Source organism: Rhizobium changzhiense, from assembly GCF_013087625.1.
In the GTDB taxonomy this organism is placed as follows: domain Bacteria; phylum Pseudomonadota; class Alphaproteobacteria; order Rhizobiales; family Rhizobiaceae; genus Rhizobium; species Rhizobium sophorae.
Genome location: NZ_JABFCQ010000001.1, coordinates 323696 through 349268, shown reverse-complemented (window position 1 = coordinate 349268; position 25573 = coordinate 323696). Strand labels below are relative to the sequence as shown.

24 protein-coding genes and 1 tRNA gene are annotated in these 25573 nt (G+C 60.5%); 18 read left to right on the top strand and 7 right to left on the bottom strand.

Going from position 1 to position 25573, the window contains the following annotated elements; translation table 11 throughout:
• Positions 1-102 precede the first annotated feature (102 nt).
• Positions 103-2037 (bottom strand): bifunctional 5-dehydro-2-deoxygluconokinase/5-dehydro-2-deoxyphosphogluconate aldolase, encoded by a 1935-nt coding sequence (locus tag G9X68_RS01745; RefSeq protein WP_171601023.1) that lies wholly within the window; start codon positions 2035-2037, stop codon positions 103-105.
• A gap of 92 nt (positions 2038-2129) precedes the next feature.
• Positions 2130-3005 carry a MurR/RpiR family transcriptional regulator gene (locus tag G9X68_RS01740; RefSeq protein WP_171601022.1) on the bottom strand — a complete coding sequence of 292 codons (876 nt, stop codon included), beginning with the start codon at positions 3003-3005 and terminating at the stop codon, positions 2130-2132.
• 207 nt (positions 3006-3212) lie between these two features.
• Here G9X68_RS01740 and G9X68_RS01735 point away from each other — a divergent pair, with 207 nt between their 5' ends.
• The 4 genes from G9X68_RS01735 to G9X68_RS01720 all read left to right on the top strand — a co-directional run bounded on the left by G9X68_RS01735 (position 3213) and on the right by G9X68_RS01720 (position 7542).
• The gene (locus G9X68_RS01735) at positions 3213-4328 is read left to right on the top strand and encodes a Gfo/Idh/MocA family protein (protein WP_171601021.1); all 1116 of its coding nucleotides are present in this window, start codon (positions 3213-3215) and stop codon (positions 4326-4328) included.
• A gap of 85 nt (positions 4329-4413) precedes the next feature.
• Positions 4414-5631 carry an FAD-dependent oxidoreductase gene (locus G9X68_RS01730; RefSeq protein WP_171601020.1) on the top strand — a complete coding sequence of 406 codons (1218 nt, stop codon included), beginning with the start codon at positions 4414-4416 and terminating at the stop codon, positions 5629-5631.
• A 239-nt stretch (positions 5632-5870) separates the two neighbouring features.
• Positions 5871-5961, top strand: a tRNA-Ser gene (locus G9X68_RS01725).
• 558 nt (positions 5962-6519) lie between these two features.
• The gene (locus tag G9X68_RS01720; protein ID WP_171601019.1) at positions 6520-7542 is read left to right on the top strand and encodes a porin; all 1023 of its coding nucleotides are present in this window, start codon (positions 6520-6522) and stop codon (positions 7540-7542) included.
• Positions 7543-7641: 99 nt separating this feature from the next.
• Here G9X68_RS01720 and G9X68_RS01715 read toward each other — a convergent pair whose 3' ends face one another.
• Both G9X68_RS01715 and G9X68_RS01710 read right to left on the bottom strand, forming a co-directional pair.
• Entirely contained in the window at positions 7642-8538 is an 897-nt protein-coding gene (locus tag G9X68_RS01715) for an alpha/beta fold hydrolase (RefSeq protein ID WP_171601018.1), read from the bottom strand.
• Between the two features lie 64 nt (positions 8539-8602).
• Positions 8603-10678: a lytic transglycosylase domain-containing protein gene (locus G9X68_RS01710; RefSeq protein WP_171601017.1), complete on the bottom strand. Its 2076-nt coding sequence runs from the start codon at positions 10676-10678 to the stop codon at positions 8603-8605.
• A 214-nt stretch (positions 10679-10892) separates the two neighbouring features.
• Here G9X68_RS01710 and dapA point away from each other — a divergent pair, with 214 nt between their 5' ends.
• Both dapA and smpB read left to right on the top strand, forming a co-directional pair.
• Positions 10893-11777 carry a 4-hydroxy-tetrahydrodipicolinate synthase gene (gene dapA / locus G9X68_RS01705; RefSeq protein WP_171601016.1) on the top strand — a complete coding sequence of 295 codons (885 nt, stop codon included), beginning with the start codon at positions 10893-10895 and terminating at the stop codon, positions 11775-11777.
• A 100-nt stretch (positions 11778-11877) separates the two neighbouring features.
• Positions 11878-12357 carry an SsrA-binding protein SmpB gene (smpB, locus tag G9X68_RS01700; RefSeq protein WP_003546925.1) on the top strand — a complete coding sequence of 160 codons (480 nt, stop codon included), beginning with the start codon at positions 11878-11880 and terminating at the stop codon, positions 12355-12357.
• A 120-nt stretch (positions 12358-12477) separates the two neighbouring features.
• On the opposite strand, the gene G9X68_RS01695 is transcribed toward smpB, so the two are convergent.
• Entirely contained in the window at positions 12478-13059 is a 582-nt protein-coding gene (locus G9X68_RS01695; RefSeq protein ID WP_003546927.1) for a LabA-like NYN domain-containing protein, read from the bottom strand.
• Positions 13060-13356: 297 nt separating this feature from the next.
• Between G9X68_RS01695 and rpoZ the strand changes: the two genes are divergently transcribed.
• The 12 genes from rpoZ (at position 13357) to G9X68_RS01635 (ending at position 23911) form a co-directional block, all read left to right on the top strand.
• The gene (gene rpoZ, locus G9X68_RS01690; RefSeq protein ID WP_003558080.1) at positions 13357-13761 is read left to right on the top strand and encodes a DNA-directed RNA polymerase subunit omega; all 405 of its coding nucleotides are present in this window, start codon (positions 13357-13359) and stop codon (positions 13759-13761) included.
• Positions 13762-13942: 181 nt separating this feature from the next.
• A complete protein-coding gene (locus G9X68_RS01685; RefSeq protein WP_168309750.1) occupies positions 13943-16177 on the top strand; it encodes a RelA/SpoT family protein in 2235 nt (744 codons plus the stop codon).
• A gap of 194 nt (positions 16178-16371) precedes the next feature.
• A complete protein-coding gene (locus G9X68_RS01680) occupies positions 16372-16521 on the top strand; it encodes a DUF3563 family protein (RefSeq protein WP_003558084.1) in 150 nt (49 codons plus the stop codon).
• Positions 16522-16682: 161 nt separating this feature from the next.
• Positions 16683-17273, top strand: coding sequence for a DUF2062 domain-containing protein (locus G9X68_RS01675; RefSeq protein WP_171601015.1), 591 nt, complete (start codon positions 16683-16685; stop codon positions 17271-17273).
• 38 nt (positions 17274-17311) lie between these two features.
• A complete protein-coding gene (gene acpS, locus G9X68_RS01670; RefSeq protein ID WP_129418589.1) occupies positions 17312-17716 on the top strand; it encodes a holo-ACP synthase in 405 nt (134 codons plus the stop codon).
• A 201-nt stretch (positions 17717-17917) separates the two neighbouring features.
• Complete coding sequence (gene lepB / locus G9X68_RS01665) at positions 17918-18661, top strand: signal peptidase I (RefSeq protein ID WP_003546939.1); 744 nt, start codon at positions 17918-17920, stop codon at positions 18659-18661.
• Positions 18658-19377 carry a ribonuclease III gene (rnc, locus tag G9X68_RS01660; RefSeq protein WP_171601014.1) on the top strand — a complete coding sequence of 240 codons (720 nt, stop codon included), beginning with the start codon at positions 18658-18660 and terminating at the stop codon, positions 19375-19377. The genes lepB and rnc overlap by 4 nt, the downstream gene beginning before the upstream one ends.
• Before the next feature lie 7 nt (positions 19378-19384).
• Entirely contained in the window at positions 19385-20326 is a 942-nt protein-coding gene (era, locus tag G9X68_RS01655) for a GTPase Era (protein WP_171601013.1), read from the top strand.
• A 150-nt stretch (positions 20327-20476) separates the two neighbouring features.
• Complete coding sequence (locus G9X68_RS01650; protein WP_171601012.1) at positions 20477-21229, top strand: Crp/Fnr family transcriptional regulator; 753 nt, start codon at positions 20477-20479, stop codon at positions 21227-21229.
• Positions 21230-21437: 208 nt separating this feature from the next.
• Positions 21438-21923, top strand: coding sequence for a response regulator (locus G9X68_RS01645; protein ID WP_171601011.1), 486 nt, complete (start codon positions 21438-21440; stop codon positions 21921-21923).
• Between the two features lie 120 nt (positions 21924-22043).
• Positions 22044-22814: a DNA repair protein RecO gene (recO, locus tag G9X68_RS01640; protein ID WP_171601010.1), complete on the top strand. Its 771-nt coding sequence runs from the start codon at positions 22044-22046 to the stop codon at positions 22812-22814.
• Between the two features lie 101 nt (positions 22815-22915).
• Complete coding sequence (locus tag G9X68_RS01635; RefSeq protein ID WP_171601009.1) at positions 22916-23911, top strand: aldo/keto reductase; 996 nt, start codon at positions 22916-22918, stop codon at positions 23909-23911.
• Between the two features lie 5 nt (positions 23912-23916).
• On the opposite strand, the gene G9X68_RS01630 is transcribed toward G9X68_RS01635, so the two are convergent.
• Entirely contained in the window at positions 23917-24774 is an 858-nt protein-coding gene (locus tag G9X68_RS01630) for an MOSC domain-containing protein (RefSeq protein ID WP_171601008.1), read from the bottom strand.
• Positions 24775-24783: 9 nt separating this feature from the next.
• The gene (locus tag G9X68_RS01625; RefSeq protein ID WP_171601007.1) at positions 24784-25443 is read right to left on the bottom strand and encodes an HD domain-containing protein; all 660 of its coding nucleotides are present in this window, start codon (positions 25441-25443) and stop codon (positions 24784-24786) included.
• Positions 25444-25573 lie beyond the last annotated feature (130 nt).

The following is a 25573-nucleotide window of genomic DNA, read 5'->3' as shown; positions in this document are numbered from 1 at the left end:
GTCTCCTCCAAAGGGAAGCTTGCTGATGGCGTGAGGCGGTGCTCCGGGTTAAGTCCCTCCCCCTTGTGGGGAGGGGTTGGGGAGGGGGCTTAATTCTAAAGTCTACTGATGTCCGCGGGTTTTCAGCCACGCCTCTGTCAGTTGCCGGAAGCGGCCGGCCATGTCGGCGATCGCCTCCTCGTCGTTCATTTCGCCGGAAAGCCAGGCGCGCGCCGGATCGGCAAAGATCGTCCGGCCGACGGCGAAGCCCTTCACGGAGGGGGCAGCCAGCGTCGCCTCGAAGCAGGAGATCAGCTCGTCGGCAGGCGCCTCAAGCCCCAGGAGCACGATACCGCGGCACCATGGATCATTTTTGGCGATCACCGCATCGATCTTCTTCCAGGCTTCGCTGGATGCCTGCGGCTCCAGTTTCCACCAGTCCGGCTTGATGCCGAGCGCATAGAGCTCCTCCAGCGCGGTCGCGATGGTGTCGTCGGTGAGCGGCCCGTTCTTGCCGGCGATGATCTCCACCAGCAGCTCGCGGCCGACCTTGCGGGCGGCTTCGAACAGCGTGCGCAGCTTCTCCTGCTGCTCCGTCTTCAGGTCAGCCGGATCATCGGGATGATAAAAGCACAGGCACTTGATGCAATGACCGAGCGGCCATTCCACAAGCTGCGAGCCGATATCCTGGCTGAATTCGAAGCGCAGCGGCTTCGAGCCCGGCAATTCCACCGGCCGGCCGATCCAGGAGAAATTCTTCGTCGCCGCATCGAAGAAGGCGTCGCGGCCGAAGCGCTCGTCGATCAGCATGCCGTAGCCGTCGCGGCCATTCGAAACCCGCGCCGCTGCCGCGACCGCCAGGCGCTTGAAGGCGACGATCTTCTCATGGCCGACGCCGAGCTCATCGGCGACGCTGACGAGCTGCGAGCGGTGGTCGATTGCCAGTGCCATCAAAAGCGGGATTTCGCCGCGCCGGGTCGATGCCCAGTGGATATGGTTGATCGCCTCGTCCTTGCGCAGCGCCCGATGTTTGCTGCCGGTCGTCAGGAAGAAGTCGAGCTCCGCCCAGGTCGGATATTCCGGCGAGCAGAGAAGACGGGAGACCGCGAAGGCGCCGCAGGCATTGGCCCAGGTGGCGCAGGTCTTCAGCGGCTCGTCGCGCAGGAAGCCGCGCAGGAAACCGGACATGAAGGCATCGCCGGCACCGAGCACGTTGAAAACTTCGATCGGGAAGCCCTGGCCGACGATGCCGGCTTCGAGATCGTCGGCGATCGGTCCGTCATAGACGATGCAGCCCATGGCGCCGCGCTTGAGCACGATCGTCGCCGGCGACAGTCGGCGGATCTCCTTCAGCGCACCGAGCACGTCATCGGCGCCGGAAGCGATCAGGATTTCCTCCTCGGTCCCGACGATGAGATCGCAGTCCGGCAGCGTCTCTTTCATCTTCGAAGAGACGCGGTCGGATTTCACGTAGCGCTCGAAGCCTTCCGCATGGCCGGCAAGGCCCCAGAGGTTCGGCCGGTAATCGATGTCGAAGATCACCTTGCGGCCGTTCGCCTTGGCGATGCGGATCGCTTTGCGCTGCGCGGCCTCGGTATTCGGCCGCGAGAAATGCGTGCCGGAAACGAGAACGGCGCGCGACGATCTGATGAAATCTTCGTCGATATCGCCTTCATCGAGCGCCATGTCGGCGCAGTCCGATCGATAGAAGATCATCGGCGACACGCCCTCGGCCTCGACCGCAAGCAACACCAGTGCCGTCAATCGCTCTTTGTCGGTGACGATGCCGTCTGTCGCAACGCCTTCGCGCGCCGACTGCTCGCGGATGAAGCGTCCCATCTGTTCGTCGCCAACGCGGGTGATGAGACCGGATTTGAGGCCGAGCCGCGCCGTGCCGATGGCGATATTGGCCGGGCAGCCGCCGACGGACTTGGCGAAGGAGCCGATATCCTCAAGCCGCGAACCGATCTGCTGGCCGTAAAGATCGACCGAGGAACGGCCGATGGTGATCACATCAAGCGCCGGCTCCGGCTGTGAACCCGGATTCGATTGTACCATGATGTCCTCCCGCTAGATTTTGCGCGGCTTCCAGTGCCTACGAATTTTCAATAATGAAACATTGGTTCCGATATTTTGTCAATTCAGAATGTTTATTCCATTTTGCCTTTTACAGGTTTTGACTGCAGACGCTTGCGCCGCCGCTCGGCGATTGCAACCGGCAGTGCCATTGTCAGCGCCATCGAGGCCGAAAGCGAGCGGAAGCCGGCGAAATCCGCCTCCGCCACCTCGAACCAGTGGGTGGCGCAGGCGGCAAGCGGCGAGAAAGCCGAATCGGTGATCGCGATGACGGGGACGCCGCGGTCGGCAAGCTCCTGGCTCTGGTTAAGGCTGTCGGCCGCATAGGGTGAGAAACTCGCCGCGATCGCTGCGTCCTTCGGTGTTGCGAACTGCACCATTTCAGGGTCGACGCCGTTCGGCGAGGCGACGATCTGGTGGCGGATATTGAGCTTGGAAAAAGCGTAGGTCATGTGCGCCGTCAGCGGGTAGGAGCGCCGTTTGGCGATCAGATAGATCGTCTCGGCGCTGGCAAGGATATTCACCGCTTTCGTGAAAGTATCGCTCTGCACCGTCGCTGCCAGCCGGTTGACCGACTGGCTGGCGGCGGCAATGAAGCCGGAGAGCAGATTGGCGTCCTCATCGTCGCCGCTCGCCTGCTCCAGCGTGACGAGCCGCTCTTCATAGCTGAGCGTCCGGTCGCGCAATCTTTCGCGGAAAATGCTCTGCAGGTCGGAGAAGCCCCCGTAACCCAGATGATGCGCCAAGCGCACCAGCGTCGAGGGCTGGACGTCGGAGGCGGCCGCGATGCTCGCCGTCGTTCCGAAGGCGATTTCGTCGGGATTGCCGAGCGCGAAGGCGGCGACCTGCGCCAGTCGCTTCGGCATGCTCGCCTTGCGCTCGATGATGGTGCTGCGCAGGCTTTCAAAGTCGCGCGGCACGCGTGTGTGCCTCTGGGGATCGTTATCCATGCTTGCGGCTCACGAGATGAAACAAATATTCCATATTATCGAGCATAAACGATTTCAAACGACACGCCTAATTGTTTTTAATCCTCTGTAATTGAAGGCTTTTAGACAGTTTGTCAGGGAAAGGCGCAGAAATGCCTGTGAGCAGGTCCCTTGTCAAAATGATCCAAATATTCCAAAAATCCGCGCGCAGCTCTGGAGGAGACGGAAATGAAGCCACTCGGCATCGGTTTGATCGGCACCGGTTACATGGGCAAATGCCATGCGCTGGCTTGGAATGCGGTGAAGACGGTGTTCGGCGATGTCGAGCGCCCACGTCTCGTGCATCTGGCCGAAGCCAATGCCGGGCTTGCTGAGACGCGTGCCGGCGAATTCGGTTTCGAGAAGGCGACGGCCGACTGGCGGGCGCTGATTGTCGACCCGGAGGTCGACGTCGTCTCCGTCACCACGCCCAATCAGTTCCACCCCGAGATGGCGATTGCAGCCCTCGATGCCGGCAAGCATGTCTGGTGCGAAAAGCCGATGGCGCCGGCCTATGCCGATGCCGAACGCATGCTGGAAACGGCGAAGCGATCCGGCAAGGTTGCCGCCCTTGGCTATAATTACATCCAGAATCCTGTCATGCGGCATATCAGGACGCTGATTGGCGAGGGCGCCATCGGCACGGTCAACCACATCCGCGTCGAGATGGATGAGGATTTCATGGCCGATCCCGATGTCTTCTTTTATTGGAAGAGCGAGCTTTCCGCCGGCTACGGCGCGCTTGACGATTTCGCCGTGCACCCGCTCTCGCTGCTCTGGTATCTCTTCGGCCATGTCGAGGCCGTCATAACGGATATGGTCAAACCCTATGCCGACCGCCCGCTGAGCGAGGGCGGTCGCCGTGCCGTCGAAAACCACGATGGCGCCAACGTGCTGATGCGGCTTGGCGGCGGCATCTCTGCCGTGTTGATGGCGAATCGCGCCGCCTGGGGTCGCAAAGGCCGCATCGCCCTGCAGATTTTCGGCTCGAAAGGCTCGATCGTCTACGACCAGGAGCGCATGAACGAATTCGAACTCTATCAGGCCGACGGCCGTGGCTCCGAACAGGGCTTCCGCAAGATACTGGCGGCACCCGCCCATCGGCCTTATGATCGATTTATCCCGGCGCCAGGCCATGGCCTCGGCTTCAACGATCTGAAGATCATCGAATGCCGCGAGCTGATCCGGGCAATTTCAGGCGAGCCGTCGTCGATCGTGACATTCGAAGACGGTCTCAGGATAGAGAAGTCGGTGCATGCCATGGCACAGTCCTTCCACGAGCACCGCTGGATCGAAATCGGCTGAATGTAAGAGGCCGCTTTCCGTTGACGGTGCATGAGGCAGGCGATAGGCCTGACGGAGTGTCGGGCGCAGTTTCGGGAGTGAGATCGTGACGGATAGACTGGTGATCATCGGCGCGGGCCAGGCCGGTTTCGCATTGGCGGCCAAGCTGCGTGCGTTGAAGGATACGCGCCCGATCACCCTCATCGGCGCCGAAGACGTCGCTCCCTATCAGCGCCCGCCGCTTTCGAAGAAATACCTGCTCGGCGAAATGAGCTTCGACCGCCTGCTGTTTCGCGACCAGCACTGGTATGGCGACAATGACGTCGACCTTCGCCTTTCGACTTGGGCCGAGCAGATCAAGCCGGACAGCAAGCAGGTTCTGCTGCAGGACGGCTCCGTTCTCGAGTACGGCACGCTGGCACTGGCCACCGGCTCGACGCCGCGCCGGCTGCCGGCCGCGATCGGCGGCGATCTCGACGGCGTCTATGTCGCCCGTGACAAGCGCGATGCCGATCTGCTCGCCGACGAGATGCGTCCCGGTCGCCGCGTCCTCATCATCGGCGGCGGTTACATCGGCCTTGAGGCGGCAGCCGTTGCCCGCCATCGCGGCCTTGAAGTGACCGTCATCGAGATGGCCGACCGCATTCTGCAGCGCGTCGCGGCGAAGGAAACCGCCGACATCATGCGCCGGATCCATGAAAGCCATGACGTGGTGATCCGCGAAAAGACCGGGCTCAAGCACCTGATCGGCAAGGATGGCCGCGTCAGCGGCGCCGCACTTTCCGACGGATCGGTCATTGACATCGATTTCGCCGTCGTCGGCATCGGCGTCGCGCCGAACGATCAGCTTGCCAAGGAAGCCGGTCTCGAAGTCACCAACGGCATTGTCGTCGACGAATTTGCCCGCACCTCCGATCCGGCGATCTTTGCGGCTGGCGATTGCGCCGCACTTCCCTGGCAGGGCGGCCGCATCAGGCTCGAATCGGTGCAGAACGCCGTCGACCAGGCCGAAGCGGCGGCAGCCGTCATCGCCGGCGGCAGCGAGCCTTATGATCCGAAGCCGTGGTTCTGGTCCGACCAGTATGACGTCAAGCTGCAGATCGCCGGCTTCAATCTCGGTTATGACGAGACGCTGCTGCGCCCCGGCGCCCGCGAAGGCGCCCATTCGGTCTGGTACTTCAGGGAAGGCCGGCTGATCGCCGTCGATGCGATCAACGACGCGAAGGCCTATGTGACCGGCAAAAAACTGCTGGAATCCGGGACCAATCCCGACAAATCGATTCTCGCCGACCCTTCTGCTGACCTCAAGAGCCTGCTCGGCTGAGATCAGGACCGATCGTGGCAAGGGAACGCCGTGCCCGGCGCGCCATCCTGCCGGGCGCCGGGCGGCAAAAGCTCGGCTTCCTTATCGAAGAGAACGAAGCGCGATCAAATTCGGCGGATCTCGGCAGGAGTGAGGTCTGTTTTCGCAACCAGCCGAAATGCTGTCTCGCTGCATTTCTTCTGGTGAAAACTCAAAAAACCCTTGCATTCACAGACCGGTCACCATAGTTAGGCCGCACCGGAGAGGTGGCCGAGTGGTCGAAGGCGCTCCCCTGCTAAGGGAGTATACGTCAAAAGCGTATCGTGGGTTCGAATCCCATCTTCTCCGCCATCCCGATTTCCTGAACACGCGTCGATCGTTAGTTTCTAGCAGGGACTCATGTTCGTTTAGTCGGCTAGGCCGGGCGACGAAACGATCTCTCTGTCTCAAGCGAGAGAATCGCCTGCGGGAATCACCTCCCGCGCTGAAGCCACCAGCAGGGGGCGAAAGCGGATCGGTGCACGTCGGGTTACGCTTCCGGCAATCATGAATCCCCCGCAAGAGCGCATTTTGACGAAAAAGCGTCACGAATGTGTCGCAAAGCGCATGTTCAATTCTTTGCTGGCCTCCCCTAAGCCTCCGCAAAATCAGGGTTTTCTTAACAAAGCATAAAGGAAATCGGGGGCGGCTGCCCGACTTGTGTCCTTTCAGCAACAGAATGTCGGGAAGGCTCCCTCAAATCACCCATCCGAGTAAGTTGGTGATTGCGTGACGGCTTCCGTCTTGTATTTTCAATGTCGGAAGCAAGGGCGACTGATCGTCCACTTCTTGAAACACGGGGATGGGGCAGGGAACGCTGCTCAGCGAAAGATCCCAAACCCGATCGAAACTTTGAATTGGAGGTCATTTATGAACATCAAGAGCCTTCTTCTCGGCTCCGCTGCTGCTCTCGCAGTAGTTTCCGGTGCTCAGGCTGCTGACGCTATCGTTGCTGCCGAGCCGGAACCGGTTGAATATGTTCGCGTCTGCGACGCTTACGGCACCGGCTACTTCTACATCCCGGGCACCGAAACCTGCCTCAAGATCGAAGGCTACATCCGTTTCCAGGTTGATATTGGCGATCAGCCGCTCAATCAGTCGGCTTCTAACGACTCCGATTGGGATGCAAGAACTCGTGGCCAGGTTCAGTTCACGGCCAAGAGCGACACCGAGTATGGTCCGCTGACCGGCGTCATCGTCATGCAGTTCAATGCTGACAACTCCTCTGAGCAGGAAGCCATCCTCGACTCCGCTTACCTCGACATCGCGGGCTTCCGCGCTGGTCTCTTCTACAGCTGGTGGGACGATGGTCTCTCCGGCGAAACCGACGACATCGGCTCGCCGGTCACGCTGCATAACTCTATCCGTTATCAGTACGAAACCGATGCCTTCTACGCTGGCATCAGCGTCGACGAACTCGAAGACGGCTTCTACAAGACGGACGAAGAGCCGAACAACGTTGGTGTTGCAGTCGGTCTCGGCGGCAAGGCTGGTGCGTTCAGCTACCAGATCACTGCCGGCTACGACGTCGACAACGAAGAAGGCGCTGTCCGCGCAATGGGTACGGTTGACATCGGTCCTGGTACGCTCGGCCTCGCTGCCGTATACGCTACCGGCCCGAGCTCCTACTACACCAAGGCTGAATGGGTTGTCGCTGCCGAATACGCTATCAAGGCAACCGACAAGCTCAAGATCACTCCTGGTGTTCAGTACTACAGCGACTACTACGTTGCTGGCGACGACTTCGGCGACGGCGATGCCTGGAAGGTCGGTCTGACGGTTGATTACCAGATCGTCGACAACTTCTACGCCAAGGCTTCGGTTCAGTACCTCGATCCGGAAGATGATGACGATCAGACGGCTGGCTACTTCCGCCTGCAGCGTTCGTTCTAATCTGATCTGACTTCGGTCAATCAGGAAAGCCCGGCTCTCGAGCCGGGCTTTTTGATTCGGACGAATGGCCCATTGTGCCAGCTGACCAATTTCGTGAGGTTATCGGCAGGTGTGGAGAAAAGCTCGAATTGTCGTGGGGATATTGCCGAGATGCAGGAGGGGCGCGTGCCCTTGTCCTTCAGCAGCATGAAGGATCAGCCGCGAATGCCGCCGCGCCATTTCGTCGGCGGTTTCCTGTGAAAGCAGCGACGTATTTTCACCGCGGATCAGCATGAGCGGCAACCGGCTCAGGCTTTCGAATTGCCCCCAGAGATCAGGCAACGGCTGGCTGAAATCGATCGATTTCAGTGCCTCTGCTATCGCCGGGTCGAAGTCGGCGACCGGCCTTCCATCGATATCGCGATAAAGGGCAAGCGCCATCTCGCGCCAGTCTTGCTCTGCAAGCGCGGCAAACGACGCGCCATGATTTTCCTTCAATATATCGGCCGCCTCGTTCCAGTTCGCCGGCTTCCTGCCGCTGTTGAGGTAATCGCGGATCAGCATTAGCCCCTCGGCCTCGAGCACAGGCCCGATATCGTTGAGGATGACGGCTTCGAGAAGATCCGGCCGCGTCGCCGCGATCAGATGCACGATCAACCCGCCCCGCGACGTGCCGATGAAGATCGCCCGCTCGATGCCGAACGCTGCGCAGGCGGCAAGGACGTCGCCGGCCTCGATGGCGAGATTGTAGTTCGCCTTGTTCTCATCCCATGCCGAGTTTCCCCGTCCGCGCGAATCGAGCGCAATCACCCTGCGCGGCATTGTTGTGTCCCGGGAGAGAAGCAGCGCAAGCGGATGAAAATCCCGCGTATTGCGGGTCAGGCCGGGCAGGCAGATCACCGGCAGCCATCCGGCGGTTGCCGCCTGATCGGGTCGATAGTCGCGGGCATAAAGCCTCAACCCATCAGAAGACGTATAAAATCGTTCCTGGAAACCGCCTGCATCCATATCCGGCATCGCATCCTCGAGACCTGTCTGATCCCGAAGATGTAGCTTGCTTTTCAAGCCGCGCCAAATGGCTTCAGGAGGCGCTGCGCCCGCCGATCAGGTCGCGCTCGATATCGGTGGGCTGGCCGAGACGGGCTTTATAAACCTCGTAATTCTCCATCACCCGTTGCACATAGTTGCGCGTTTCGGGGAAGGGGATGCGCTCGATCCAGTCGACGATCTCGTCGATCGGCCTGCCGCGCGGATCGCCGTAGCGGCCGATCCATTCCGGCACTCGCTTCGGTCCGGCATTATAGGCAATGAAGGTGAGGATATAGGAGCCGCCGAAGGCGTCGATCTGCTCGCCGAGATAATGGGCGCCGAGTGTCGCGTTATAGCCGGCATCGGCCGTCAGCTTGTCCTTGGAAAAGGCGATGTTGTGGCGCTTGGCCACCGCTTGGGCTGTTCCCGGCAGAAGCTGCAGCAGGCCGCGCGCGTTCGCCGCCGATACGGCGGCCGGGTTGAAGGCGCTTTCCTGCCGGGCGATGGCATAGGCAAGCGCCTTGCCGGAGCCTGTTATATTGGCGTTCGCCGGGATTACGCCGACCGGAAAGGCAAGCGCTGCGACATCGATGCCGCGTCCATAGGCGATCTTGCCGATCTGCAGCGAGAGGTGATGATCGCCGGACAGCTCGGCCCGTGCCGCAAGGACAGCCAATTCACCGGGGCTTTGCAGTTGATCGGCGAGCGCGAGATAGAGAATGGCGGCCCGCCATCCATGGCCGGCGGCTTCCAGCCGGGCGATCGCCTGCACGGCTTCGCGTGCCTGGAAGCGTTGCCGGTCGGCCGCGCTCGGTGCGGGATAGGTGACATTAAGCGTCTTTCGCCCCAGCCTTTCGGCCGCGAGCTGTCCATAGAAGGTGCCCGGAAAATTCGCGGCCTTCGCATAGAATTCGCTGGATTTGCCGGGGCCTCCGGCCTCCGCTGCTCGTCCCAGCCAATACCAGGCGCGTGAAACCGAGATCGGTCCGTTTGATGTCTGGAGGATTTTGCGGAAATGTCTTTCCGCCGTTGCCGGGTCCTGCAGGCCGCGAAGCGCGTACCATCCGGCATGGAATTCAGCCTCGACGATATCCGTCGGGCTCGTTGCGGCGTAGTTTGCGACGATGCGATAGGCAGGCTTGAACTGTCCCTGGTCGACGAGACCACGGCTGATGATGCGCTGCTCGTTCCACCATTCGCCGGAATTGACGAGTTCGCTACGCTCGGGTGGCATCTGCTGCAGAAGTGCTGCCGCCTCGGCATACTTGTCCTGCTTGCGCAGATATTCGATCCGCGCAAACAGCAGGCCGGCATCGCCGCGCCATTTCGCATCGACGGCGTTGAGCAGCGCGCCGGCATTGCCGGCTTTGGCGTCGACGGCAGCCCAGGCCGTGTAGAGCGACTGCGCCTGGCCCATGTCTCCGAAGCGCTTGGCCTGCGCCACCCGGCCGCGATACATCAGATAGTCCATCCGCGCCTTATGGTCGGCAGGTGTCAACAGCGCGGAAAACTCGATGAGAATCTTGTCCTCGGTCGCCTTGTCGAGAGCCTCTCCGCGCCAGACCTTGCGGATATATTTTGCCGCCTGCGGCTGCTTGCCTGACGCTACCAGCGCCCGGCCGAGGATGACGGCGCCCTGCATCGTCTCGGGCGCGGTATCGCCGAAAGCGGCGAGGACGGCGGAAGGGGCGGGATTCTCGTCATAGATCGCGCGTTCGGAATAGGCGCGCAGCCGTGAAAGACCCGGCCAGCCCTTGAGCTCTTGCGCGGCGCTGGCGATTTCATAAGAAGGAACACCCTTCAATCCGGAAACGGCGATCGCCCAGGTGAGGATATGGCGGTCGAGCGTCCCGTCGCGCATGCCGTTGCGGATCGAAAGTGCCAGCTGCGGGTCCTTGTCGGAAAGCGCGTTGAGGCCGGCTTTCAGGTCGCCGTTGACGGGCGCGATGGTCGGATTGCGCGGAATGGCGCCTGTCGTGATCGATTCCGGTATGGCTGTTTCGGGAATGAAGCCGAGCGGCTTGACGGCAGGCGTGGCAGTGCTCTCGCCGGGAAGCGGCGACGCAACACTGCTCCACGCGGCGGCAATGAAGCCGAAGGCGGACAGAATCAAGACAGCTTTCTTCATCCGGGATCTCGCAACGAAAACACGCCCTGCCATTTGGCTAGAGGCATCTTAACGAAACCTTACCGTACCAGGTAAAATTCATTCACATCTGCTATCGGAATTTGCCCTAAACCGAACTCTGCGCGCTTGTCGCGATGATTTCGGCGCTTTATGGTGCGCAACTCATATTCATGGAATGCGGCCGAAGCAAGGATTTGGTCGTGAGGAGCTTTGCATGTTCAATGGGTCCATTCCCGCCCTCGTCACCCCCTTCACGGATGCCGGACTGATCGACGAAGACAGCTTCGCCGCTCATGTCGACTGGCAGATCAAGGAAGGCAGCGGTGGTCTCGTTCCGGTCGGCACGACCGGCGAATCCCCGACGCTGTCGCATGCCGAGCACAAACGGGTGGTGGAACTCTGCATCGAGGTTGCTGCAAAACGCGTTCCCGTCATGGCCGGCGCTGGCTCGAACAATACGCGTGAGGCGATCGAGCTTGCCCAGCACGCCGAAAAGGTCGGTGCGAACGCCGTTCTGGTCGTCACGCCCTATTACAACAAGCCGACGCAGAAGGGTTTGATCGCGCATTTTTCGGCGATCGCCGAGGCCGTCGATCTGCCGATCTATATCTACAATATTCCCGGCCGCTCGGTGGTCGACATGACACCGGAAACGATGGGTGCGCTCGCCAAGGCGCACAGGAATATCGTCGGCGTCAAGGATGCGACGGGCAAGATCGAGCGCGTCTCCGAACAGCGCATCAGCTGCGGCACGGATTTCAGGCAGTTATCCGGCGAGGATGCGACGGCGCTTGGCTTCAACGCCCATGGCGGTGTCGGCTGTATTTCGGTCACGGCCAATGTCGCCCCGCGCCTTTGCGCCGACTTCCAGGCGGCAACGCTGGCAGGCGACTATGCCCGCGCCCTGGAATATCAGGATCGGCTGATGCCGCTGCACAAGGCGATCTTCCTTGAGCCGGGTCTTTGCGGCGCCAAATACGGGCTCTCCAGACTTGGCCGGATGAGCCGCAACGTTCGCTCGCCGCTGCTTTCGACGCTGGAGCCGGCAACGGAATCGGCGATCGACGCCGCCATGCGCCATGCAGGCCTGCTGAACTGACGAGACGGGCCTTCTTCACAAGACGGGGTCTCTCCCTTACATAAGGGCAAGAAATGAGGGCGCGGCTTTTCGCGCCCCAAAAAGAAATTGGAATGTCGTCATGGCCCCCAAAGGCAGCCAACGCGTGGTGAACAAGGTCGTGGCCGAAAACCGCAAGGCCCGCTTCAACTACGAGATCATCGATACTTACGAGGCTGGCATCGTGCTGATGGGCACGGAGGTCAAGTCGCTGCGTGAAGGCAAGGCCAACATCGCCGAATCCTACGCCTCGGATGAGGGCGGCGAGATCTGGCTGATCAATTCCTACCTGCCGGAATATTTGCAGGCCAACCGCTTCAATCACGAACCGCGCCGGCGCCGCAAGCTGCTGCTGTCGGGCCGTGAAATCCATCGCCTGCGCTCTGCGATCAACCGAGAAGGCATGACGCTGATCCCGCTGAAGATCTATTTCAACGATCGCGGTCGGGCAAAGATGGAACTGGCGCTCGCCAAGGGTAAGAAATTGCACGACAAGCGTGAATCCGAGAAGGAGCGCGATTGGAACCGGCAGAAGAGCCGCCTGCTGAAGGCTCATGGTTGACCACGCTGGGGCCGATCACACTACAATCGGCCGTTGTCGCGTCTCGTCCGTGTAAAGGCGTGGCCACGCGAGGAGCTGGCCGCCGCGCCTCTGCATAATTCAAATTGTTACAGCGAGAGGTCAGTCCTCGAAATCGCTGGCCGGGGCGACTTCGGCCGGGCGTGGCGCCCGCTCGGAGGGGTCGCGACCGATTTCAGCCTTCAGAGACAAGAGATCGATGAAATGATCGGCCTGCCGGCGCAGGTCGTCGGCGATCATCGGCGGCTGGGTCGCCATGGTCGAGATTACCGAGACCTTGCGGCCTCTGCGCTGCAACGCCTCGACCAGGTTCGTGAAATCGCCGTCGCCCGAGAAGATGACGAGATGATCGACCGTTTCGGACTGTTCCATGGCGTCGATGGCAAGCTCGATGTCCATGTTGCCTTTGATCTTTCGGCGGCCCATGGAATCTGTGAATTCCTTGGCGGGCTTGGTGACGACTTTGTAGCCGTTGTAGTCGAGCCAGTCGATCAGCGGCCGGATCGACGAATATTCCTGATCTTCGATCAGAGCGGTATAATAGTACGCGCGCAGCAGATATCCGCGTTTCTGGAATGCTTTCAATAGCTTGCGGTAATCAATGTCAAAGCCGAGGCTCTTGGATGCAGCGTAGAGGTTGGCGCCGTCAATGAAGAGTGCAATTTTTTCGCGTGGGTCAAACATCGCTTACCAATCCAATGAGAGCAATCGAAATCCGCATGGGCCAAACTTCAATAAAAACAATAGCTTGTGTTTCGATTTCGATCTGATCCTTACTTTATGAATTATTCATATATGAAAGATTTAGGGCACGATTCGACATATTCCAAGCAACCTTCGGTGGAATTATGACATTCTCCATGGAAATCTAGCTCAGCCGCGGATAAAGACGAGGGGAGCCGGAATGAAAAACTTGTATTTGCCCGGTTTTAATTGTATCGGGCGTGTTGATCCCGAAATGACGACCGTAAAGGACAGGCAATGGCCCGTGTCACAGTTGAAGATTGCATCGACAAGGTGGAGAACCGCTTCGAGCTGGTTCTGCTCGCCAGCCACCGCGCCCGGCTGATTTCCCAGGGTGCCTCGATCACCATTGATCGCGATAATGACAAGAATCCTGTGGTGGCGCTCCGCGAAATTGCCGATGAGACGCTTTCGCCCGATGACCTCAAGGAAGATCTGATCCATTCGCTGCAGAAGCATGTCGAAGTCGACGAGCCCGAGCCCGATCCGGCAAGCATGATCGCCGCCGGCGGTGTCGCCGCAGCCGATAGCGAAGAGCAGGACGACGTGCCGGAGACGATCACTTTCGACCAGATGTCGGAAGAAGAGCTGCTTGCCGGCATCGAAGGCCTCGTGCCGCCGGAAAAGAGCGACGACTACTAAGCGCGCTGGCCGATCCCCTGTCGCATCGGTCAGATGCGATCCGGAAAAAGCTGCATGCGATGCAAAAGAGCGACGATTACCAATCGTCAATCTTGCACCTTTATTGCTTAGGCATATTATTGCCCATGTGTGCGCCAATCGTTGATTGGCGCGCTTTTATTTTTATCGGAGTGGCTTTGGAATGATGCGGCAGTACGAGCTCGTGGAGCGGGTTCAGCAATACAAGCCCGATGCCAATGAAGCACTGCTGAACAAAGCCTATGTTTACGCCATGCAGAAGCATGGCCAGCAAAAGCGCGCGAGCGGCGATCCCTATATTTCCCATCCGCTCGAGGTCGCCGCCATTCTCACCGACATGCACCTCGATGAATCGACCATCGCGGTTGCCCTTCTGCACGATACGATCGAGGATACGACGGCGACGCGCGCCGAGATCGACGAACTCTTCGGCGAGGATATCGGCCGCCTGGTCGAGGGTCTGACCAAGATCAAGAAGCTCGACCTTGTCACCAAGAAGGCCAAGCAGGCAGAAAACCTGCGCAAGCTGCTGCTGGCCATTTCCGACGATGTGCGCGTGCTGCTCGTCAAGCTTGCCGATCGCCTGCACAATATGCGCACCCTCGATCACATGTCGGCCGACAAGCGCGCCCGCATTTCCGAGGAGACGATGGAAATCTATGCGCCGCTCGCCGGCCGCATGGGCATGCAGGACATGCGCGAGGAACTCGAGGAACTCTCCTTCCGGCATATGAACCCGGAAGCCTACGAGACCGTCACCAAAAGGCTGGAAGAGCTTTCGAAGCGCAACGAAGGCATCGTCAAAAAGATCGAGGCCGAACTGCGCGACCTTTTGGTCGCAAGCGGCCTGACGAGCGCCTACGTCAAGGGCCGGCAGAAGAAGCCTTATTCGGTCTTCCGCAAGATGCAGTCGAAATCGCTTTCCTTCGAGCAGCTTTCCGATGTCTACGGCTTCCGCTTGATCGTCGAGGACATCCCCTCCTGTTACCGGGCGCTCGGCATCGTCCACACGCGCTGGCGCGTCGTGCCCGGCCGCTTCAAGGACTATATCTCGACGCCGAAGCAGAACGATTACCGTTCGCTGCACACCACCATCGTCGGCCCCTCTAGCCAGCGCATCGAACTGCAGATCCGCACCAAGCGCATGCACGAAATCGCCGAATTCGGCATCGCCGCCCACACGCTCTATAAGGACGGCGCCACCAATGCCGATGGCGACATCCTTTCTCGTGAATCCAATGCCTATTCCTGGCTGCGTCATACGATTGAGGCGCTCGCCGAGGGCGACAGCCCGGAAGAATTCCTCGAACACACCAAGCTCGAGCTCTTCCAGGACCAGGTCTTCTGCTTCACGCCGAAGGGCAAGCTGATTGCCCTGCCGCGTGGCGCCACCCCGATCGATTTCGCCTATGCGGTGCACACCAATATCGGCGACACCACGGTTGGCGCCAAGATCAACGGCCGCATCATGCCGCTGGTGACGCGGCTTGCAAATGGCGACGAAGTCGAGATCATCCGCTCCGGCGTGCAGGTTCCGCCGGCCGCCTGGGAGGAGATCGTCGTGACCGGCAAGGCGCGCGCCGCCATCCGCCGCGCCACCCGCATGGCGATCCGCAAGCAATATGCCGGTCTCGGCCACCGCATTCTCGAGCGCACCTTCAACAGGGCCGGCAAGATCTTCTCGCGCGAAGCGATGAAGCCGGCGCTGCACCGTCTCGGCCAGAAGGATGTCGAGGATGCGATCGCCGCCGTCGGCCGCGGCGAGATGTCCTCGCTCGACGTGCTGCGCGCCGTCTATCCCGATCATCAGGATGAGCGGGTCACCGTGAAGCCCTCCGGCGATGACGGCTGGTTCAACGTCCGCAGCGCCGCCGGCATGATCTTCAAGATCCCGGGCAAGACCAAGGCAGGGCACGAGGGAGGCCATTCGGAAATCGACACTGAGGCCGATATCGGCCCGATTCGCGGCCTGTCCGGCAATGTCGACGTCAAGTTCGCGCCGACCGGCGCCGTGCCCGGCGATCGCATCGTCGGCATCATGGACCAGGGCAACGGCATCACCATCTATCCGATCCAGTCGCCGAGCCTGCAGCGTTTCGACGATCAGCCCGATCGTTGGATCGACGTGCGCTGGGATCTCGACGAAGCCAACAAGTCGCGTTTCATGGCGCGTATCATGGTGAATGGGTTGAATGAACCCGGCACGCTCGCCAAGGTCGCCCAGACGGTCGCAGGCCTCGACGTCAATATTCGCTTGCTGAACACGGTGCGGGTCGCGGCCGATTTCACCGAAATGATGCTCGAGGTCGAGGTCTGGGACCTGCGTCAGCTCAACCAGCTGCTCGCCCAGATGAAGGAACTGGATTGCATCGCCACGATCCGGCGCCTCTACGAGTAAGTTTTTGTTAAGCCGCTCAGGAATTCGAGCGAAAGATTGCACATTTTATGATCGTTTTGGGGTCGAAACGGCGCATTAAAAAGGCGAGCGATGCGTTGAGTGCATGGCTGTATCCATGTTGCGGCGGTGGTAATTAACCTTTGCAAGGCCTATCTTCTGGTCATCGAAACATAAACAGAAGATGAGACAAGGTAATGTTTGACCCTATCAAGAAATTCGCTCGCGCCTTTCGCGCTCCGACCACGCAGGAACGTGAAATGGCATATTTGAATGGCTCGCTCGATCGTATCGATCTCGAGTTTCGTCAGCGCCAGGTCGACCGCGGTCTGTTCCGCAATCGCTGATACTGGACTTTATACTTGAGGTAAGTGAGGGACGTTATGCATAACGGACGCCCCTCGGCATGAAGAAGCTCCTTTTCGCAAAGAGAACTGAGGGGCGGTTTTTCGAGCGGTATCATTTGCCGCTCTTGTCATGGTGGTGTGCGCTGCACTAAATACCGGCCATGTTGTTTCGCCGTCGCAAACCTGCGGGATTCAAGGAAAAGATGCGGGAGCTTTTATGGCCTCGCAAAGGTTTCCTTCGCCCGATCCGTTACCTGACAATGCGCGTCCTGCGCCTGAGCGCTTCGCCGCATGCGGTTGCCGCCGGCGTCGCTGCGGGTGTCTTCGTCTCGTGGACGCCTTTCATTGGCGTGCATTTCGTCATGGCTTTCGTCATCACCTATTTCCTTTCCGGCAGCATGGTGGCCGCCGCCCTCGGCTGCGCCGCCTTCGGCAATCCGCTGACCTATCCCTTTATCTGGGGCATCACGTGGGAGATCGGGCATCTGCTGTTGAGCCGCGAGGATCAACTGGCCGGTCAGACGGTGGATCTCGCCGCCCTTTTCCACAAGCTGAACTTCACTGAGCTATGGAAGCCGGTGCTGGAGCCGATGCTGGTCGGTGCCATTCCGCCGGCGATCGTCACCTCCGTTGCGCTCTATGCGCTGACGTTCTACACCGTCAGAGGTTTTCAGACGCGCCGCCATATACGGCTGATGGAGCGGGCCCGCCTGCGTCTTGCCGTTCCGGCCGGCGACATGCCGAGCATATGAACCCGATCAAGAATTCTTAAGCGACGGAAGGTTCCGGCATGATCATCGGCATTGGCAGCGATCTGATCGACATTCGCCGCGTCGAGAAATCCATCGAGCGCTTCGGCGAGCGCTTCACCCATCGCTGCTTCACCGAGATCGAGCGCGCGCGGTCCGATAAGCGGGCAAACCGTGCCGCATCCTATGCCAAGCGTTTTGCCGCCAAGGAGGCCTGTTCCAAGGCGCTCGGTACCGGCATAGCGCAGGGCGTCTTCTGGAAGGACATGGGTGTCGTCAACCTGCCGAGCGGCAAGCCGACCATGCTCTTATCAGGCGCCGCCGCCCTGATCCTCGAATCGTTGCTGCCCGCGGGGCACAGGCCCGCCATTCATTTGACAATAACCGATGATTATCCCTTGGCGCAGGCCTTCGTTATTATCGAGGCGTTGCCCGAGAGCCTCTGACCGCGACCTCGGGAGCTGTTGATCGTGATCTCGGGAGCGGTTGATCGCGACCACGGAAGCGGTTGAACGCGACCTCGGAAGCGTTCGACGCGACCTCTCGTCGCTTTTGATGTTGTCGCCATTGCCGCAACCGGCCGAAGCCGCTAGAGAGAACGACAGAAAGAATTGCGCCTCAGCGGCGTCTTGAAGGAATAAGACTGCGTGTCCGAAAAAGTCGAAGCCAAGCCGAACGCCCTGTGGGAAAATATCAAAGTCATCATCCAGGCGCTGATTTTGGCGATGGTGATCCGAACGGTGCTGTTCCAGCCCTTTACCATTCCGTCCGGTTCGATGATGCCGACGCTGCTTGTCGGCGACTACATCTTCGTCAACAAGTTCGCTTACGGCTATTCGAAATATTCGCTGCCCTTCTCGCCCGATATATTCAGCGGCCGCCTCTTCGGTGCCGATCCGAAGCGTGGCGACATCGTCGTCTTCCGTTTCCCGCCGAACCCCGACATCGATTATATCAAGCGCTGCATCGGCCTGCCGGGCGACCGCATCCAGGTGACCGACGGCGTGCTCTACGTCAACGGCAAGCCGGTTCCGAAGGTGGCGGACGGGGCGTTCACTTCGGATTACAAGCTCGACCCGGGCGAGGACGTGCCGGTGTTCCGCGAAACACTCGACGACGGCAAGTCCTACGACACGCTTGATCAGTCTCCGGTGTCGCGTGGTGATAACACCCGTGAATTCATCGTGCCGGAAGGCCATTATTTCATGATGGGCGACAATCGCGACAACTCGCTCGACAGCCGCTTCGACGTCGGCTTCGTGCCTGCCGAAAATCTTGTCGGCCGTGCCAGCGTCATCTTCTTCTCGCTCGGCAACGACACCTCCTTCCGCGAAATCTGGAAGTGGCCGACGAACATGCGTTGGGACCGCCTCTTCAAGGTTGTTGAATGAGTAAGGCGCAGACGCTTTCTGCGGTGGACCGCGCAAAGCTTGAAGGCCTGATCGGTCATGACTTCGCTGAAAAGGAACGCCTGGATCGCGCGCTGACCCATGCCAGCGCCCGCACCGAAAAGGGCGGCAATTATGAACGGCTGGAATTCCTCGGCGACAGGGTCCTCGGGCTCTGCATCGCCGAGCTTCTGTTTCGCACCTTCGGCACGGCGGGAGAAGGCGAGCTCTCGGTTCGCCTCAACCAGCTCGTCAGCGCCGAAACCTGTGCTGCGGTCGCCGACGAACTCAATCTTCACCTCTATATCCGCACCGGCGCCGATGTGAAGAAACTCACCGGCAAGCGCATGATGAATGTGCGCGCTGACGTCGTCGAAAGCCTGATCGCCGCGATCTATCTCGACGGCGGCCTCGAAGTCGCCCGCCGGTTCATTCTGCGTTACTGGCAGGGCAGGGCGGTGCGGGCAGATGGCGCCAAGCGCGACGCCAAGACCGAGCTGCAGGAATGGTCGCACGCGAAATTCGGCGTCACGCCGATCTACCGGGTTGATGAACGCAGCGGACCGGATCATGATCCGCGCTTCAAGGTGACGGTGGAAGTTGCTGGCATTAAGCCCGAAACCGGCGTAGAGCGGTCGAAGCGTGCCGCCGAACAGGTGGCGGCAACGAAGATGCTCGAGCGCGAAGGCATTTGGCAGCAATCGCCTGCCGGAAACTGACGGGACAATGACACAAGAAGAAGATATCGCGGCCGAAGCTGCTGCAGAAACCAATGGTCCGACGCATTCGGGCTTTGTCGCGCTGATCGGGCCGACCAATGCCGGCAAGTCGACGCTGGTCAACCGCCTCGTCGGCGCCAAGGTCTCGATCGTCAGCCATAAGGTGCAGACGACGCGGGCCATCGTCCGCGGTATCGCCATCCACGACAATGCCCAGATCGTCTTCATGGATACGCCTGGTATCTTCAAGCCGCGCCGCCGGCTTGACCGAGCCATGGTGACCTCGGCCTGGGGCGGTGCGAGGGATGCCGATCTGATCGTGCTTCTGATCGATAGCGAGCGCGGCCTGCGCGGCGATGCCGAGGCCATCCTCGAAGGCCTCAAGGAAGTCCGGCAGCCGAAGATACTGCTGCTCAACAAGATCGACCGCGTCAACCGCGAGGATCTGCTGGCGCTGGCCGCGAGCGCCAACGAGAAGATCGCTTTCGATCGCACCTTCATGATCTCCGCCGAAAACGGCTCCGGCTGCGACGACCTCATGGACTATCTGGCGAAAACGCTCCCGGAGGGGCCGTGGTACTATCCAGAAGACCAGATCTCCGATCTGCCGATGCGCCAGCTCGCTGCCGAGATCACCCGCGAGAAGCTGTTTCTGCGCCTGCACCAGGAGCTTCCCTATGCCTCGCATGTCGAGACGGAGAAGTGGGAAGAGCGCAAGGACGGCTCGGTGCGGATCGAGCAGGTGATCTATCTCGAGCGCGATAGCCAGAAGAAGATCGCGCTCGGCAAGGGTGGTGAAACCATCAAGGCGATCTCGACTGCTTCCCGCAAGGAATTGTCGGAGATCCTCGAACAGCCGGTCCATCTCTTCCTATTCGTCAAGGTTCGCGAGAATTGGGGTGATGATCCTGAGCGGTTCCGCGAAATGGGGCTCGATTTCCCGAAATAAACATGGCAAGGATTTCGTCGGGTTGGCGCCAGCCCTTTGTTTTCGCATAAAGAACTCGCATCGCTCACGGAACAAATCCGTGGCTCGCGCATTCATTGATGGACGGCGCGCCAATGTTGGCGCGCCGATTTTGCGACGGCAAGGGCAAGTATGGCGACGTCGAGACCCATCAATTCTTTCAAGACCCCTTGCGAGCAATGTCCTTTGCGGCCCTTGCCACATTTCAGGGAATTCAGCCGTGACGAGCTGGAATTCGTCTCGAGCTTCAAGAGGGGTGAGCTTGCCGTCGATGCCGGCTCCACCATCCTCGTCGAGGGCGCACATAGCGCTCATCTCTTCACGGTGCTCGCTGGCTGGGGCTTCCGCTACAAGATGCTGGAGGACGGACGCCGCCAGATTCTGAATTATATCATGCCGGGCGACCTGGTCGGACTGCAGGGAACGATTGCCGGTGAGATGCAGCATTCCGTTGAAGCGCTTTCGCCCGTGTCCCTTTGTGTCTTCGAGCGTGACAGGCTGATGACGCTCTACAACCAGCACGCCTCGCTCGCCTTCGACATCACTTGGATCGCCGCGCGCGAGGAGCGCATCCTGGATGAGCATCTCTTGAGTATAGGCCGCCGCACGGCGCTGGAAAGAGCAGCCTACCTGATCGCTTTCCTGTTCGAGCGCGGTCGGAAGCTCAATATCTTCAACGGCCGCAAATTCATCCCCATCACCCAGCAGCATATTGCCGACACGCTCGGCCTTTCCATCGTTCACACCAACAAGACCTTGAAAAAGCTCAGCGAACGTGGGTTGATCCGCTGGCAGGAGCGCGGCTGCGAGGTGCTGAATGGCGAGGAATTGATGGCGATATCAGGCTGGGAAGGGCTCGGAGAGGGCAAACGCCCGTTCATCTAAAGCGCGTCGCGATCTTTCAGATTCGCTCCTCGCATTTTAGGTCTTTGTTTTACGCATGTCGTCAGCGCAAAACCACTGCACAGTTTTGCGCGACATGCTTCAGCCAAGCAGCTTCGTTATGTCTTTTTTAAATGCAGATTAGCAGCAAGGAAAATAAGGTCGGCCGTCATCTTCCTCCGATTTTGATTCTTATCGACCGGGCAGAAAAATGGTTTATTCAGAAAAGTTGGCGGAATTCACCGATAGCGTGCCATGCGGGGCACCGGAGGGCAATGATGTTGGCGAAACGGCCGGGGTGCTGCGACAGGCGCCCGACGAGGGGCATCGAATCATGAGCGCAATCCGTGTTCTGGTTCTTGAAGACAGTTTGATCATCGCGATGGAGGCGGAGGATATTCTCCGCCTGGCCGGCGTCGAGAGCATCGATATCGTCGGCAGCGTCGAACAGGCGAGGGCTGCCATTGCTGCGGAGACATATGATTTCGCCCTTCTCGACGTCAATCTCGGCGAGGGGATGAGCTTCGGATTTGCCCGCCATCTTCTCGATATCGGCATCCCCTTCGGCTTCGTCAGCGGCTATTCCGATACCGGCGATTTCCCGCCCGATCTGCAGAACATACCGCTTCTGGTGAAGCCTTTCGACGAAACGGCGATGCGGGAATTCCTGCAGAGGCTTTTCCCGGCTGTCGCCTGACGCGGTCCATGACGGAAGCCAGACCTTGCATTGCAGCGCGTTTTTTCAAACGCGCAAAGGACGCTGTAACGCGTTGAATTATGCAGTAGGATGATTCGTCAGCCGTAAGGACTTCTTTCGATGCAGTGGCAGGACCATGCGATCATCCTGGGCGTCAAGCGCCACGGCGAGACCAGCGTCATCGCTGAGGTAATGACGCGTGATCGCGGCCGCCATCTCGGCCTGGTGCGCTCCGGCCGCTCGCGCGCCATGCAGCCGGTGCTGCAAGCGGGCAATGCGGTGGAGGTCATCTGGCGTGCCCGGCTTGACGAGCATCTGGGCGAATTCCGCGTCGAGCCGGTGACGCTGCGCGCTGCCCGACTGATGGAAACGGCCACTGCTGTCTACGGCGTCCAGGCGATGGGCGCGCTGCTGCGGCTGCTGCCGGAGCGTGACCCGCATCCGCACCTCTTCGATGCGCTGGAGGTCATCCTCGATCACCTGCACAACCCGGCCGATGCCGGTGAACTCTTCGTGCGCTTCGAGCTTGCGGTGCTGAACGACCTCGGCTTCGGCCTCGATCTTGCCGAATGCGCCGCCACCGGCGCCCGTTCCAATCTCGTCTATGTCTCGCCGAAATCCGGCCGCGCCGTCAGCCGTGCCGCTGGTGCTCCCTGGGCGGACAAGATGCTGCTTCTGCCGCCGTTCCTCAGCATCGAGGGCAATCACGCCGCCGATTTCGATAGTCTCGCAGCCGCCTTCCGTCTGACAGGGTTCTTTCTGCATCGTCATGTCTACGAGCCGCGCGGCATCGAGGCGGCAGCTGCCCGCGAGGGCTTCGTTCAGGCCGCGCTCAAGGCGCTTAATCCAGCCTTGCGGACGCTTTCCGGCCCGAATGGTATTTCCGCCTGACCCCGTTTTTTACGGGTGCAAAACATCCTCCGGATTTGGCGGTTTACCCACCCGTGAGCGCTTCCTATGTCTTCAGAGGATTGCCAATCAAGGAGGACCTCATGCTGACCAAGACCGCATCACCGACGACGATCACGCTCTGGAACGGCCGCGAAATTCCGCGCCTCGGCATGGGATGCTGGGCGATCGGCGGTCCCTTCTTCGCCGGCGACACGCCGCTCGGCTGGGGCGATGTCGACGACGATGAATCCGTGCAGGCGATCAACCGCGCCATCGAACTCGGCATCCGTTTCTTCGACACGGCCTCGAATTACGGAGCCGGCCACTCGGAGGAGGTGCTCGGCCGGGCGATCGGCAATCGCGACGATATCGTCATCGCCACCAAGTTCGGCTTCGCCACCGATTCGGAAACCAAGCAGGCAACCGGTGCCTTCGCCGATGAGGCCTTCATCCGCCATTCGGTCGAGACCTCGCTGCGCCGTCTCAAGCGCGATCGCCTCGATCTCCTGCAGTTCCACCTCAATGATTTTCCGCTGGAACAATCGGATGCCGTCTTCGATACGCTGGAAGCGCTGCGCGCCGAAGGCAAGATCGATGCGTTCGGCTGGAGCACCGATTTTCCCGATCGCGCCGCCCGTCATGTCGGCCGCCAGGGCTACGTCTCGATCCAGCATACGATGAACGTTTTCGAACCGGTGCCGGAGATGATTGCGGTGATCGAGGGGAAGGGGCTGATCTCCATCAATCGCGGTCCGCTGGCGATGGGGCTGCTGACCGGCAAGTTCACCGCCGACAAGGCGGTGGGCGCCAAAGATGTCCGTGGGGCGGCCCTTGACTGGATGGTCTATTTCAAGGACGGGCGCATGGCCCCGGAATTCGCCGCACGGCTCGATGCCGTTCGCGATCTCTTGACCTCAGGCGGCCGCACGCTGACGCAGGGCGCGCTTGCCTGGCTTTGGGCACGCTCGCCGCGCACCCTTCCCATTCCGGGGTTCCGCACCGTTGCCCAGGTGGAGGAAAATGCCGGCGCGCTGGAAAAGGGACCGCTGCCGACCGATGTCATGGCGGAGATCGATGCCGCGCTCGATCGCGTCTGAAAAGGCTACGCTGCGGCGCGACGCTTGAGCGCCCAGCCTTCCGGCTTCTCTTCAACGATGCGGACGATGTCACCGATCGTGATCCTGCCGCTGCCGCGCGGCGTAACGTTCCAGCCGAAGAGCGGGCCGGGCACACGCCGGTCGGCCGACATGCGGATGCGGCCCATGGCCGGCATCGGGTTTGGTCCCTCGCGGGATCCGGTCAGTTGGTCCTGCGTCGTCATGATGCAGCGGGAGCAGGGTTTGACGAGATCGAAGCGGATGCCGGCGATCTCGATCGCCGCCCAGCGGTCCTCCGCCCAGGCCTCGTCGGTTTCGATGACGATGTTCGGACGGAAGCGTTCCATGCCGACGCTGCCCTCGCCATGGGCGGCGAGATCGGCATTCAATGCCTTCAGCGAGCCGGTCGTCGTCACCAGGATCTGGTAGCCGTCGGTAAAGGTGACGGGCGTGGCTTCGCCGGCCCATTCGGCATTCGCCGTCCGCCGCGCCTGCCCGTCGAAGAAGACCAAGCGCACCTCGCGGCCAAGCCATTCGGAAAGCTGCCGGTTGCTCTCCGGATCGGCGACGGCGGCGCTGACGGCAGATTTCCACACGGTCACATCCATGCGGGTCTCAGGCTGAGGCGGCTGGACCGATATGTCAGGTTTTCCCTGCATCAGCAGCCGAAAGGCCTTCGCTTCCGGTCGCACCTCGATACGTGCGAGGTCGAGCAACTCGCGCTGGGTGATGAAGTGCCCCTGCGCATCGGTGACCATCGCCCGCCGGTCGCCGGGAAGCCCGTAGGCGTCGATGTCGGTGGCCGGCAGCGCAATGCCGCGGGCGCTCTTGAGCGGATAGATGAAGAGGTCGCTGACACGCATGCCGTTCTCCTAGATTTCGTCCATGAATTCCGAGAGAAAATCGCGCAGGCTTTTGTCACGCGCGGCCGCCAGCCTGCGGCCGGTCTCGGTCTGGAATCCTTCCGCCAGTTTGAACAGCTTCGTCTGGAAATGGTCAATGGCATAACGCTTGTCATCGAGCGGACGGTCTGCCGCCGCCGGGTCGAACGGATCGTAGAGCCCGGATCCCAGTCGCCCGGCGATATAGAAGCAGCGGGCGACGCCGATCGTGCCGATCGCGTCCAGCCGGTCGGCATCCTGCAGGATCTTCGCCTCCAGCGTCTGCGGCACCACCCCGGCCGAGAAGCTGTGCGCGGTGATTGCGTGGGCTGCGGCTTCGATATCCGCGCCCCTCCAGCCGAGTTCTGCCAGGATCGCCGATGCTTTCTCCGCCGCCAAATCCGATGCTTTTGCCCGCAGCGGCGAATCCTTCTCGACGGCGACGCAGTCGTGCAGCAGCACGGAAGCGGCAAGAACCCGCCCGTCGCCGCCTTCTCCCGCATGGATGCGCATGGCATTCCTGAAGACGCGCAGGATATGGGCAAGGTCGTGCGAGCCGTCGTCGCCGTCGGCCGCATGCGCAATCAGCGCCGCGGCAAGCGTTTCGTGTGGGGAGAAGGCTTCAGCCGCGAACATAGCGCCACCTGTCATGAGGAAAATCGTTTTCCGCCGATAGAGCATCGGCGCGGAAGTGGATGCGGACGGTAAGAGAATGCGACAACCAGATCTCGGAATCGCAGTCGATTTTCTAGAGCATGATGCCGAAAAGTGTGAGCGGTTT

Excerpts from the sequence above, each read along its gene's own strand:
- G9X68_RS01745 (WP_171601023.1), bottom strand. The coding sequence starts at position 2,037 with ATGGTACAATCGAATCCGGGTTCACAGCCGGAGCCGGCGCTTGATGTG.
- G9X68_RS01740 (WP_171601022.1), bottom strand. The coding sequence starts at position 3,005 with ATGGATAACGATCCCCAGAGGCACACACGCGTGCCGCGCGACTTTGAA.
- G9X68_RS01735 (WP_171601021.1), top strand. The coding sequence starts at position 3,213 with ATGAAGCCACTCGGCATCGGTTTGATCGGCACCGGTTACATGGGCAAA.
- G9X68_RS01720 (WP_171601019.1), top strand. The coding sequence starts at position 6,520 with ATGAACATCAAGAGCCTTCTTCTCGGCTCCGCTGCTGCTCTCGCAGTA.
- G9X68_RS01715 (WP_171601018.1), bottom strand. The coding sequence starts at position 8,538 with ATGCCGGATATGGATGCAGGCGGTTTCCAGGAACGATTTTATACGTCT.
- G9X68_RS01710 (WP_171601017.1), bottom strand. The coding sequence starts at position 10,678 with ATGAAGAAAGCTGTCTTGATTCTGTCCGCCTTCGGCTTCATTGCCGCC.
- dapA (WP_171601016.1), top strand. The coding sequence starts at position 10,893 with ATGTTCAATGGGTCCATTCCCGCCCTCGTCACCCCCTTCACGGATGCC.
- smpB (WP_003546925.1), top strand. The coding sequence starts at position 11,878 with ATGGCCCCCAAAGGCAGCCAACGCGTGGTGAACAAGGTCGTGGCCGAA.
- G9X68_RS01695 (WP_003546927.1), bottom strand. The coding sequence starts at position 13,059 with ATGTTTGACCCACGCGAAAAAATTGCACTCTTCATTGACGGCGCCAAC.
- rpoZ (WP_003558080.1), top strand. The coding sequence starts at position 13,357 with ATGGCCCGTGTCACAGTTGAAGATTGCATCGACAAGGTGGAGAACCGC.
- G9X68_RS01685 (WP_168309750.1), top strand. The coding sequence starts at position 13,943 with ATGATGCGGCAGTACGAGCTCGTGGAGCGGGTTCAGCAATACAAGCCC.
- G9X68_RS01680 (WP_003558084.1), top strand. The coding sequence starts at position 16,372 with ATGTTTGACCCTATCAAGAAATTCGCTCGCGCCTTTCGCGCTCCGACC.
- G9X68_RS01675 (WP_171601015.1), top strand. The coding sequence starts at position 16,683 with ATGTTGTTTCGCCGTCGCAAACCTGCGGGATTCAAGGAAAAGATGCGG.
- acpS (WP_129418589.1), top strand. The coding sequence starts at position 17,312 with ATGATCATCGGCATTGGCAGCGATCTGATCGACATTCGCCGCGTCGAG.
- rnc (WP_171601014.1), top strand. The coding sequence starts at position 18,658 with ATGAGTAAGGCGCAGACGCTTTCTGCGGTGGACCGCGCAAAGCTTGAA.
- era (WP_171601013.1), top strand. The coding sequence starts at position 19,385 with ATGACACAAGAAGAAGATATCGCGGCCGAAGCTGCTGCAGAAACCAAT.
- G9X68_RS01650 (WP_171601012.1), top strand. The coding sequence starts at position 20,477 with ATGGCGACGTCGAGACCCATCAATTCTTTCAAGACCCCTTGCGAGCAA.
- G9X68_RS01645 (WP_171601011.1), top strand. The coding sequence starts at position 21,438 with ATGGTTTATTCAGAAAAGTTGGCGGAATTCACCGATAGCGTGCCATGC.
- recO (WP_171601010.1), top strand. The coding sequence starts at position 22,044 with ATGCAGTGGCAGGACCATGCGATCATCCTGGGCGTCAAGCGCCACGGC.
- G9X68_RS01635 (WP_171601009.1), top strand. The coding sequence starts at position 22,916 with ATGCTGACCAAGACCGCATCACCGACGACGATCACGCTCTGGAACGGC.
- G9X68_RS01630 (WP_171601008.1), bottom strand. The coding sequence starts at position 24,774 with ATGCGTGTCAGCGACCTCTTCATCTATCCGCTCAAGAGCGCCCGCGGC.
- G9X68_RS01625 (WP_171601007.1), bottom strand. The coding sequence starts at position 25,443 with ATGACAGGTGGCGCTATGTTCGCGGCTGAAGCCTTCTCCCCACACGAA.